General features: G+C 58.1%; 8 protein-coding genes and 1 pseudogene. 1 reads left to right on the top strand and 8 read right to left on the bottom strand.

All coding sequences use genetic code 11. The features are described from left to right. Positions 1-38: 38 nt before the first annotated feature. From ldtD to cmoM, 5 genes and pseudogenes are all read right to left on the bottom strand, one after another. Positions 39-1,529, bottom strand: a pseudogene (ldtD, locus tag H7R76_RS15565) (L,D-transpeptidase); the annotation flags it as partial. A gap of 273 nt (positions 1,530-1,802) precedes the next feature. Beyond that, positions 1,803-6,260: a chromosome partition protein MukB gene (mukB, locus tag H7R76_RS15570; protein WP_182929179.1), complete on the bottom strand. Its 4,458-nt coding sequence runs from the start codon at positions 6,258-6,260 to the stop codon at positions 1,803-1,805. Next, on the bottom strand, positions 6,260-6,964 hold the full coding sequence (gene mukE / locus H7R76_RS15575) for a chromosome partition protein MukE (protein ID WP_106928817.1): 705 nt from the start codon (positions 6,962-6,964) through the stop codon (positions 6,260-6,262). The genes mukB and mukE overlap by 1 nt, the downstream gene beginning before the upstream one ends. Beyond that, positions 6,945-8,267 carry a chromosome partition protein MukF gene (gene mukF / locus H7R76_RS15580; RefSeq protein WP_106928818.1) on the bottom strand — a complete coding sequence of 441 codons (1,323 nt, stop codon included), beginning with the start codon at positions 8,265-8,267 and terminating at the stop codon, positions 6,945-6,947. The genes mukE and mukF overlap by 20 nt, the downstream gene beginning before the upstream one ends. Continuing rightward, entirely contained in the window at positions 8,260-9,054 is a 795-nt protein-coding gene (cmoM, locus tag H7R76_RS15585; protein ID WP_182965728.1) for a tRNA uridine 5-oxyacetic acid(34) methyltransferase CmoM, read from the bottom strand. The genes mukF and cmoM overlap by 8 nt, the downstream gene beginning before the upstream one ends. A gap of 124 nt (positions 9,055-9,178) precedes the next feature. Here cmoM and elyC point away from each other — a divergent pair, with 124 nt between their 5' ends. Beyond that, positions 9,179-9,958 carry an envelope biogenesis factor ElyC gene (elyC, locus tag H7R76_RS15590; RefSeq protein ID WP_182929180.1) on the top strand — a complete coding sequence of 260 codons (780 nt, stop codon included), beginning with the start codon at positions 9,179-9,181 and terminating at the stop codon, positions 9,956-9,958. Here the strand turns inward: elyC and H7R76_RS15595 are convergent. The 3 genes from H7R76_RS15595 to ycaR form a co-directional block, all read right to left on the bottom strand. Next, entirely contained in the window at positions 9,935-10,828 is an 894-nt protein-coding gene (locus tag H7R76_RS15595) for a YcbJ family phosphotransferase (protein ID WP_106928823.1), read from the bottom strand. The genes elyC and H7R76_RS15595 overlap by 24 nt on opposite strands. Positions 10,829-10,968: 140 nt before the next feature. After that, positions 10,969-11,715 (bottom strand): 3-deoxy-manno-octulosonate cytidylyltransferase, encoded by a 747-nt coding sequence (kdsB, locus tag H7R76_RS15600; protein WP_106928825.1) that lies wholly within the window; start codon positions 11,713-11,715, stop codon positions 10,969-10,971. After that, complete coding sequence (gene ycaR, locus H7R76_RS15605) at positions 11,712-11,894, bottom strand: protein YcaR (protein ID WP_106928826.1); 183 nt, start codon at positions 11,892-11,894, stop codon at positions 11,712-11,714. Before ycaR ends, kdsB begins: the two co-directional genes overlap by 4 nt. Positions 11,895-11,910: the final 16 nt, after the last annotated feature.

An 11,910-nucleotide genomic window follows, 5' to 3' on the forward strand; every position in this document is an offset into this window, starting at 1 on the left:
ATGCGCTCCGGATGAATATGATGATCTCATATCAGGAACTTGTTCGCACCTTCCTTAGGCGTATCATGCAGATAAATGGCGTCGGAACTTGGCATATTAAACTTATAGCGCCCCAGAGAATTGTGTTCTCCCGGCGCCTGCTGGAAGCGGAACGGCAGATTTGACGGCGTGATGGTAGACCAGTCAACTCGCCACGGATCGATGGTTTCTTTGCTGTTCCAGCCGCGTAGCACGGTGTAGTTATGCCGTTCAAGGTAGCCCGGGTCGTTGCGCAGTTTCGGCAGAATATCGTTACGCGCCAGCGTCGGCGGCACGTTCCATGGCGGGTTAACCACCACGTTATTCAGTGCGCTGCTCATCATCGGCGTTTTGCGATCGGGGCGGCCCACAATCACCCGCGAAGCCAGCGCTTCGCTGCCGTTGAGGTAGTACACCAGCGAATAGGCCGGAATATTCACCATAATGCCGGTTGATACTTTCCCCGGCAGCAGACGCAAACGCTGAATGTTCAGCGCCAGCACGCCGGCACGTTCAGCAGAGGAAACGTTCAGCCAGTCCCGGGTGGATGCTCCAATAACTCCATCGGCCCCCAGCCCCTGAGCGGCCTGAAAGCGCTTCACCGCCTCCACCAGCTGACGGTCGTAGGCCTGCGGTCCGCTCTTCGCCGTTTTTTTCGTTTTACCGACATTATCGCCCGGCAGCGCAATCGCCGGGCCGTTATCCAGCATACCGTTACGCTGGAGGATTTCGCGCAGCGCTGGCACGTCGCTGCTCCACTGCCCTGGACGCAGCGACGCCGTTGAGGTCAGCTTCGGCCACGGGCGCGCGTCGCCGGTTAGCGCCAGCAGCGCCTGATGCATCGTTGCATACTGCGGATGCTGGGGTGCCAGCTCGGCAATAAACTGCGGCAGCGAACCGTTGTCCAACGAGAGCTGCCATTGATTCATCACCGACAGCGGCGGTGTCGCCAGCGCATACGGCTTAGCGCTATACAGCCAGCGGTTGCCCTGTACCGGGATACCGCTGATAAAGTGCAGATAGCCCATCAGCGCATCGGAAAGCACCACATCACGCGCCATGCCGTTGACGCTGGGATCGGTCAGCAGCTCAACCCAGCGGGTAAACTGCGGCTGAAAACCGGCAATCGCTACCTCCGCCAACTGCTGCTGGAAGGCGCGCACCGCCTCGCGATTTTCCCACATGGGCTTCATTTCGCGGGCGGCATACAGCGTCACCAGCGGGTTGAGATAGACGGGTTGGTAGCCAGAAGGCAGCGTGGCAAGAAGCTCGGCGCGGCTTTTTGCTGCCGTCCCTTCGGCCAGCGGTTGCGCACCGGTGAGGCTCGCCATTGCGGGCGATTGGGCGCCAGGGTGCAGAAGCACCGGCGACTGGTCTGCTGGCGTTGCGGTACTGTCAGAAGGAACCAATTCAGGCTCGTCCGCAAAGGCAGTAAACAGTGGAGCAAACGTCATAGCCAGACACAAACTCACGGCTGACAAACGACGACCATTTTCTTTTTTCAGCAACATCCCTTGCCCCCTGTTAAATATACGAAGACCCCTAACGTGGGCTTACCTTCAGTATATAAAGACAAAAACTTTTTTGCCCGCTCAAATGTAAAGAAGTCTAAAGATAATAACGCGCTAGCGGCCAAAAGCAGAAAACAAAAAGGGCGACATCACTGTCGCCCTTCATTCCGTTTTCAAACTTCCGGGACGGCCTGCCTGATGGCGCTACGCTTATCAGGCCTACACAGTCCGATACCTGTCAGCCGGATAAGGCAAAACCGCCATCCGGCAATGTTATCCGGCCGGTGACGCCTCGGCGGTACCCGGCAGCGTTTCCGGCAACTGGGCGGCAAAGCCGCGCAGCCCTACCACGTGGACGTGTTCATGGTTATTCACCACTTTACGTACCAGCTTGTAGGTGGTGCCTTTTTCCGGGCTGATGTTTTCCGGCGCCGCGATGATAAGCTGCATTTCCAGTCGTTCACACAGTTCGAACAGCGTGGCGATAGAACGCGCATCCAGACGTGCGGCTTCATCGAGGAACAGGAGTCGACACGGTGACAAATCTTTACCGCGCAAACGCCGCGCTTCATCTTCCCAGCTCTGTACCACCATCACCAGAATCGACATCCCGGTACCGATCGCTTCACCGGTGGACAGCGCACCGGACTCCGCGCGCAGCCAGCCGTCGGAACCACGGTTAACCTCAACTTCCATCTCCAGATAGCTACGGTAGTCGAGCAGTTCTTCACCGATAGTCTGCGGCGTACGCTGCCCCATGTCGATCTGCGGGTTCAGGCGCTGGTACAGCTTGGCCAACGCTTCCGAGAAGGTCAGGCGGTTGCTGTTGAACAGATCCTGATGCTGTTCATGCTGTTCTGACAACACATCCAGCAGCATTGAGTGGGTTTCGCGTACGTTCACATTCAGACGCACGCTGTTGACCTGGCCAAACGACACGCTCTGCAAGCCCTGGTTCAGCTGGCGAATACGGTTCTGCTCGCGCTGGATGGTTTTACGGATAATGTTCGCTACGCTGCGGGAGCTGATGGCCAGCTTCTGCTCGCGATTGGTCAGCTCTTCGGTCAGACGGCTCAGCTCAATTTCCATCTGCTCGATGGCTTCAACCGGGTCGTCGGTGCGAATAATATCCTGACGGATACGTTCGCGCAGATGCTGGTACACCGCGACGAAGAACTGAATCTTACGCTCCGGACGCTTAGGATCTTCCGACATGCGCAGCACATCGCGCAGATGTTCGTTATCCGCCACCGCCAGACGCAGCGCACCCAGCGCCTTATCCGACATCGAGCGCAGATCGTCAGCGGAGAGATAGGCCAGCTCGCGACGGTGCAAACGACGTTCGACGTTATTGTCTTTCACCAGACGCATCACCGCGCACCAGCCCGCTTTCGCGCTCACCACCTGCTCGCGCATTTCGAGGTAATCACGCTCCAGCTTGCGCAGCCTGCGGGTCAGGTTATCCATCTCCGCTTCGCAGAAGGTCAGCGCTTTTTCCAACTGGTTACGACGCGCGCGGTTGTTACTCAACTGCGCATGCAGCTCGTCACGGCGAATACGCGCGCGCTCTTCGGCACCCGCATCGGCGCGCACGCCAATGTCTTTCAGCTCTTTATACAGATCGTTGAGCAGCTCTTTCTTGGTGTCATAAGAGCTTTTCAGCGATGCCAGTACCTGGCTGTACTGACTCACCTGGGCGGCGTGGCTACGCATGGCTTCACGCGCGCGGCTACGCTCGCTTTCCGCCTGCGCCAGACGCTCACGCAGTTTTTCGTTCAGGTCGCTATTGCCGCTCAGCATTTCCGCCGAGTCGGAGTAGCCAAAGTGGGCGCGACGCTGCACGACTTCCGTCAGGGCAAACGCCTGCTGACGCGCTTCGCGCTGCACCTGCTGTGACCAGGCATAGTCTTCTTTCAGTTGTTCAAACTGCTCCGGGTCGCTCTGTAGTACAGAGACCATCGGCTCGAGCTTCGCCAGTTGGTTACCGTGCTGCTGAATAAAGCGCGCGGCTTCCTGCGCTTCATCCAGACGCTCCTGAATTTCATCCACGCGGTCGGCCAGCGTTTCATCGGCCAGCAGACTCAGGCGCGGCAGGATGCGGTTAAGCAGCGCAACGCCCTCTTTTGCCTGTTCGTACTGCACCTGCTGCTGCTGGTTATCGCTTTCGTGGCTGCTGAGCGCACGCTCCAGCTCGTTGCGACGAGTATTCAGCTTACGAATTTCTGCTTCCGGGTCATCGTCAAACGCCACCGACAGATGACTACCGATAAAGCGGCTGAACGCCTGGTGCAGACGCTGGGTCTTCTGGACGTCAAACGACAGGGTCGCGAAACGCTCAGACAGCACTTCACGCTCGGCGTGCAGGCTTTCAATGCGGCTTTCGCGCGCCGCGCGACCAAACAGCGGCAGCGACGGGAAGCGCGAGTAGCGCCACTGGCGATCGGCAATTTTCACCACCACCGCTTTTTCCAGCTCATCGACGCTGAATACGCTGTCATCAAAGGACTGCGGATCCCCCTCAATGAGATAGAGATCTTCCGGGCAATCTTCCAGCCCTTCCAGATACTCGGCGATCTGCGACAGATCCGGCACCACGATAGCGTGTCGAGACGGGCCGTACAGCGCGGAGAAGTACGGCGCATCTTCCAGGCTAACGTCGTCGTAAATTTCTGACAGCAGCACGCCGCCAAAACGTTCTGCGAGCGCGTTCAAACGCGGGTCCTCAGAACCGCCCGGCTGGCTTAAACGCTCAATTTCGTCGTCAACGGCACGCTTACGCGCCCCCACTTCATCGCGTTCAACGATCGCTTCGCGCTCGCGCTCCAGCAGCTGCTGGAGATATTCGGTCACGTCCTGGCTGGACTCAAACTGTTCACCGCTCTGCTCGCACAGCTGGCTCAGGCTGTTCTGCGCCGCCAGCCATACCGGCGCACGGTGCATCAACGCGGAGATCCGCGATTGCAGCTGTTCCTGCTCCTGGCGCAGCTGCAACCGCTGCTCGCGAGCGTCGGTGACGCTGTCGCTCAGCGCAGCAATACGCGCTTCCAGCTCGTGATGCAGGTTTTCCAGATCGTCAATATCATACTGTTTACCCTGGCGTTTACAGAAGTCAGCGAGCAGGCGCTCAGCCTCCTGCTGTTCACGCAGACGCTGTTCCAGCTCATTCAGACGGCTGCGCAGCGGCTGCGCCTGTTCTGCCAGATGGCGCTGATTCACGCCGTCGCGCAGCAGCTCTCGTGCCACGGCCCAGGCTTCATTACGCGCCAGCGGACCGTTGATGGCCGCCACCAGTTGGTAAGCTTGCTCAAACTGACTGTGCGCCGTTTCAGCCACGCTCATTTTTTGCTCGAGCGACAGCAGTTTTTCCGTCGCTTCCTGCTCTTTGGCCTGGAAGGTTTCCAGCCATTCACCGGCGCTTTCCGGCGTTAGGTCCGGCAGGTGGCACAGTTCTTTTGCTCGTTCCAGCGCCTGGAGGGCCTGGGTGTACTGAATCGCGCGCGTTTGCTGTACGTCCAGCGCCTGCTGGTAATCGGCAAGCTGGCTTTTCAGCTCATCCACTTCCAGTTCGGCGGCTTCGGCGCGGGCTTCGTTTTCTTCCTGCTTTTCGGCAGCTTCCGCGACCACTTCGTTCTGTTCTTCCAGACGAATTTGCAGCTCGTCTAAGTCCGCTTCATAGCGTTCAATTTTTTCCTGCTGACGCAGTGCGGTCTGCACCAGGTTGAGATGGTCGCTGGCAGCCTGGTGATCGGCTTCGAGATCGCCTTCCGCACCGTTGTGCTCCTGTAGCTCACGCGCCATCTCGACGTGCTTGTACTGCTCCGCGGCCAGCTGCGAGCGGGAGGTGAACAGCTCGCGACGGTACTCCAGCGCCTTATCCAGATGCACCCGACGCTCGTTGGCGTGGCGCATATAGTCAGCGGCCACGTAGTCGGTCGCTTCCGAGATCAGGTGCTTAAACAGGTCGCGGTCAGACTGAGTAACGCGAATCGCCTCCAGCGTCATGCGGTTTTCGCGCAGCGCCGCTTCCATATCCTGGAAGGCTTTACGCACGCCGCTGTTTTCCGGCAGCAGGTAGTCACGCAGCGAGCGGGTAATGGCGCTGGAGATCCCGCCATACAGCGAGGCCTCAATCAAACGATAGAACTTGCTACGGTCGGCTGCAGAACGCAGGCGGCGCGCGACGATGCCCAAATCAAACATCAGCGCATGGTAGTCGGTGATCGAGTTGAACTGCTTGAACTGCACGCCTTCGATGGCTTCGAGCTTATCTTTCAGCTCCTGCAGCGTCAGCACGCGCGCCTGTCGCTCGTTGAGCGTCTCGGTCAGCAGTTGGGTCGGCTGGATAGAGGTCGGCAGCCCCTGAATGGCGAACGGTTTGATGTCGACTTTACGGTCGCGTCCCGCAACCTGCTGCAGACGCACGCCCACCACCACGCGCTGGTGGCGCGAGTTCATGACGTCCAGCACGGAGTAGCAGACGCCCGCCTTCAGTTTACCGTGCAGGCCTTTATCGCGCGAACCGCTGGTCGCGCCCGCTTCGGTGGTATTACGGAAGTGCAGCAGGGTTAAATCGGGGATCAGCGCCGTGACGAAGGCCGCCATGGTGGTGGATTTACCCGCCCCGTTACCGCCCGAGAGGGTGGTAACCAGTTCATCTAAATCGAAGGTACGGGCAAAGAACCCGTTCCAGTTAATCAGCGTTAGCGAACGAAATTTACCGCGTTCGATCATTACTCTTCCTCCCCGCTATCCTGCTGATGGTCATCGTTCTCGTCATTGAGCTGCAGATGATTTTCAATCGCCATGGCTTCACCGTCGCGAATCATGCGCAGTTGCGCTTCGCGCGCGTCGTCGCCGGAGCGCACGTCGGCGCCGAAGCGGAACACGGACTCGGTAATGCGAAACTTGCTGCTGTCATGGCCCATAAACCACACCATGCCCAGACGGCGCAGGCGGTTGAGCGACGAGCGCACTTTCTCCTGCAGCTTCTGACGGTCAAGGTCAGAGCCGGTGGAACGGTTGTTAACCAGCTTCAGCAGCTTGGCTTCGTCGGCCAACGCCAGCAGCTCGTCATACAGCTCCTGCTGGGTGAAGATGCCTTCATTCGCCAGGCGCTCCGGGCTGAGGTAGAGGTAGCAAAGAATTTTGCCGACCATCATGTCCAGCTCGGACAGCACCGAACGCGGAATCAGCGTCGTCGAACGCGGGCGCAGGTAGAAAAACCCTTCGGGCGCGCGAATAAGTTCAACGTTATAGCGGGCATAAAACTCTTCCAGGTATTCCTGGAAATCCATCAAAAAGGCGTGGTTATCGAGCTCGTCCAGGCCAATGTGGCGACCGGCACGCAGCGCGCTATCCAGCGCAGGGAAAAGGGGGTTGGCCAGGGCCTGTGCCAGTTTAACCGGCATCACTTGTTCAATATTTGTCGATGACATGCGCCTGTACCTTGGCTCCGTAATCATTAATTGCCTGCCATTTGGCCGGCAGTCCGGTGAAATCTGCTTGCGCGACGCCCAAACGAACCGCCTGGTCCACCACAATACGCGCCACGTCGAAGTGCCGCGCACGCGGATACTGTACCAGGTACTCTTTCACCACCAGACCGAGGTCCAGCGGCAGCTGTTTGGTTTTATAGATAGCCAGCTGTTCTTCAATCAGCGCGGCAAGCTGTTCGCGGATTTCGTTAAATTCTTCGTACTCTAAGTCCGGCGGAAGTTCCCCGGTGACCTCTTCGTCGCGCAGCGTCATCTCTTCATCGCGCATATCCAGCAGACGATCGGCGCTGGCGTAGGTCAGGGCCCACGGCGCATCAAAGTAGGACTGCACCGACTGGCGCAGACGCTGAGCGAAGACGCGGTTTTTATCCATATCAATCGCGGTACGGATAAATTTGTGGACGTGGCGGTCGTAGCCGATCCACAGGTCGATGGCCTGCTGTCCCCAGCTGACGATGCGGTCGAGCTTGCTTTGCAGATCGAACACCAGCCGATCGACAAAATGCAAATCATTATGGCTGAGCGTGGCATCCTGAATGCGCAGCAGGTTGGCCTGCAGCTTATCGCCCGCCGCGTCCAGCGTATCCTGCAGCTCGCGCAGGGTGCCGGAGGTTTCAGACAGCAACAGCTCACAGCTGGAGATCGCCGCGCGCCAGTCTTTATTCAGCAACTGGGCGATATCGTCTTTCACCGATTGCTGCTGTTCATCCATGATGCGTTGCGTGAGGTCGATACTGTCGAAAATCTCCGCTACCGAATATTTCAACGGCGCATAGACGTTACGGTGCCAATGGAATTCATCGCCGCCCTCTTCCGCCGCATCGGCGGCTCGCTTCAGCTCGCCGGCGACGATCGACAGCTGCATCGACAGGCGCAGCGTGGAGAACTCGCGCTGACGAATATAGTAGTCGGTAATGCCAATGCCCAGCGGCGTCAGACGATAGATGGCGTTTCCTTCCGTGACTTCGCTGGTAAAGCGGTTCAGCAGACGCTGGCGAACCAGATCGTTAATCGCGTTATTCGCACGCGTACCGATGGTTTCACTGGTTTGCTCAAACGCATCACTGACGTGACGGAACGCATCCACCAGCTCGCCTTCCGTCATTTCACCTTCCAGCCGTTCACCGTTCAGCGTTGCGACGGCCAGCAAAAATGAGAGCCTATCGACGGGTAGCGAAATGGCGAAATCATTTTTTCTGGCCCAGGCAACCAGTTCGGGGACTGTCTGGGAAAATTCACTCATCGTTTATCCTTGTTTCTGTCTGCAGCTTAAGCGCGGTGACATGAATGTAGCGCCCCAGGCTGACGTAAGGTTCCTGACGGCAATAGCGCGTTTCCAGCTCGAGCAGGATGTCATAGCTGTCCTGCTGTTTATGCTTATCGCGCAAATAGTCATGAAACACCCGCACGCCGGTTTTCCCGTTAATGCGCCAGCCGATCTCTTCCAGCCAGCCGTAGACCTGCTGCGGGTCGCGCGGATAGTTCGGCGACAGCGTACGCTTTTTCTTTTTCGGCATGCCGGCAACGACGTAGTCAAAGTTGCCCGCTACCATGTTGTGCATCAACAGGCCGTTTGCATTGTAGAACATTAATGATAATGCGCCGCCCGGGCGAAGCACCGACCACAGCGTTTTTAATACCGCCTGTGGTTCAGCCACCCACTCCAGTACAGCGTGAAACAATATCAGATCAACCGGGCTTTCCAAATGCCCGGCCACGTCCTGCGCCGCGCATTGTATGAAATGCATGTTGTGGCTCACACCTTTGTCGCTGGCTGCCTGGCTTGCCCGGGCGATCATTTCAGCAGACAGATCGCACAGCGTCACATGGTGACCACGCTGCGCCATTTTGATCGCCGTCTGGCCTTCCCCGCCGCCGGCGTCCAGAATACGCAGCGGCTGCGAACCCAGGGTTGCGAGCAGCGCATCAAGATCCTGCCACAGAATAGCCTGACGCAGTTGGCCCTTAGTGGTGCCATATATATTGCGCGAAAACTTTTCCGCAATGTCATCGAAATTGCGATCCTGCACGGGATGTCCTTACTTCGCCAGCCACAAAGGGTCTATTTTGTCACACCCACGGCGAGAATGAAGCTATCTGGTGTAATATCCCTGCATTCATGCGGTCAGATGGTTAAAAAAGGTACGCTACAGAATGCTTTTTATGCTGAAAAAGTTCATCGGCGGGATGATGCTGCCGCTGCCTCTCCTCCTTTCATTCATCGGTTTAGGAATTGTCCTGGTCTGGTTTACCCGCTTCCAGAAGCTGGGCAAAAGCGCCATTACCCTCGGCTGGCTTTTTTTACTCCTGCTAAGCCTCCAGCCGGTGGCCGACGGCTTGCTCAAGCCGATTGAAGATACGTATCCTACCTGGCGCGGCGAACAGCCGGTTCAGTATGTGGTCGTACTCGGGGGCGGGTATACGTGGAATACCGAATGGGCGCCAAGTTCAAACCTGATCAGCAACAGTCTGCCCCGCCTGGCGGAGGGCATTCGGCTGTGGCAGGCCAACCCCGGAGCGAAGCTGATCTTTACCGGGGCGCGAGCACTGACTAACCCGGTCAGCACCGCCGAAGCGGGGGCGCGCGTGGCCGAAAGCCTCGGGGTGCCGCGCAATGCCATTATTGTCCTCGATACGCCGAAAGACACCGAAGAAGAAGCCAGCGCCGTGAAGGCCGCCATTGGCGAGGCGCCGTTCCTGCTGGTGACGTCGGCATCACACCTGCCGCGAGCCATGATTTTCTTCCAACAGGCGGGCCTTCACCCGCTGCCTGCACCGGCTAATCAGCTGGCGATCGCCTCGCCGTTGAACCCGTGGGAGCGCATGATTCCCTCACCGGTGTGGCTGATGCACAGCGACCGGGTGGGCTATGAAACGCTGGGGCGTATCTGGCAATGGCTGAAAGCCGATTCAGACAAGCCAGGGGCGCAGTGATTTCGCCGCCAAATCGACATTATCACGGCTGAATTTACCCGTATTCACCAGCCTGTCGACTTCGTCCCACAGCAGGTAGAGCCAGCGCCGCCACATAAACCCCTCGGCGACCGGCGCGCGCTGGAGATAGCGCCACAACAGCTGTTCAGCCTGCGGGCTTTCATGCAGCCGGAACAGTTCATATTCGCGCGGGGCCCATAAAATCGGCCCCGGGCCTACCATGGCTAACAGTTGGTCACTCCGCGAGTCCTTCAGCATGCTGCGCAGCGTCAGGTGGCCATGGATTAACACGCAGTTGTCGTTAAAGTCCTCAAAAAGCGTATCCAGGCATTCGCGGGTGCGGAACAGCAGCCGCTTATCCTGCATCGTCAGGCCGGTGTTCTGGTACAGATTCAGCGTCCCCCACAGCACTTCAATTCGCTGGCGATACCAGTGTGGCCAGCTGTTTTCCTGAGCGCTATCGACAAAGCCGACGCAGCCGGCGCTGTCCACGCGGTGCCAGGCCAGCAGCGCTTCGACAATTTGATCTTTGAGCGCATCCCAGCGTTGCGGGCTGCGCGTCGGTGCTTCAACGGCGACGCCGCGCAGGCGCTCTAGCAGCAGGACATCGGGTCCGGGATGTTCTTCATGGGTCATGATGCCGTAAACCACGGGCATACGTACGGTGCCCTGGCGCGCAAGAGTCGAGATTTTCCACGCCAACTGGCGCGCCACGCCGGGGGATGAAAAGCTGCGCGCCAGCAGCGGCAGCGGGTTACCTTCAGCATCATACAGCGACCACAGCGCCGTATCCGCCTGCTCATTAATGCACTCCACGCGGCTGAGCGATTCACCCAACAGATGGCTGAGTTCTACACGTAGCTGTTCCATGTCAGATTACCCCTATGAAAGCCATTGCTTTCATAATGAGCATATGAAGGGTGAATTTCACCAGACAAGATCAAAATTGCAACAGAAAGAGAGGAAATACCCGACGGGAGGCGCCCCCTTGTGGCGAGGGGGCGGCAGGACTACTTCAGTTCGGCGCGAACGCGGGCCAGATCTTCCGGCGTATCAACGCCTGTCCCCGGCACTTCTTTGGCGACGGCAACGTGGATTTTTTCTCCGTACCACAACACGCGCAGCTGCTCGAGCATCTCAATGTGCTCCAGCGGGCTTGGCGCCCAGTTGACATAGCGGCGAATAAACCCGGCGCGGTAGCCATAGATACCAATGTGGCGCAGCAGGGTGTCACCAATCTCGTCGCGACTTTTGGCGAAGCGATCGCGGTCCCACGGGATGGTCGCACGGGAGAAATAAAGCGCATAGCCGTCTTTGTCCATCACCACTTTCACCGCATTCGGGTTAAAGGCTTCTTCCGCATCGTGAATCGGTACCGCCAGCGTCGCCATGCCGGAATGGCTGGCAGCGAGGTTTTCAGCCACCTGACGAATAATGACCGCCGGGATCATCGGCTCATCGCCCTGCACGTTGACGATCACCGTGTCGTCGCTGAAACCACACTTCTCTACCACTTCCGCCAGGCGTTCGGTACCAGACTGGTGATCGGCGCGGGTCATGCAGACTTCCCCGCCCGCCGCTTCAACGGCTTTTGCAACGTCGGGATGGTCGGTGGCGACAATGATACGCTCGGCACCGGATTCGCGCGCGCGCTCCAGCACGTGCACAATCATCGGTTTGCCGTTGATGTCCTGCAGCGGTTTGCCCGGCAGGCGCGTAGAAGCAAAGCGCGCCGGAATAATCACAACGAAACTCATGGTCGGTTCTCTTCTGCAGCTAAAACGCGGGCTTCGTTTTCCAGCAATACGGGGATACCGTCACGCAGGGGAAACGCCAGATTATCAATTTTGCAAATCAGTTCTTGCTTGTCCTGGCTATAGTAGAGTTTGCCGTTGCAAACCGGGCAGGCAATAATTTCAAGTAGACGGTGATCCATGATTCCTCCTGATGGG

Source organism: Klebsiella sp. WP8-S18-ESBL-06 (assembly GCF_014169755.1).
In the GTDB taxonomy this organism is placed as follows: Bacteria; Pseudomonadota; Gammaproteobacteria; order Enterobacterales; family Enterobacteriaceae; genus Kluyvera; species Kluyvera ascorbata_B.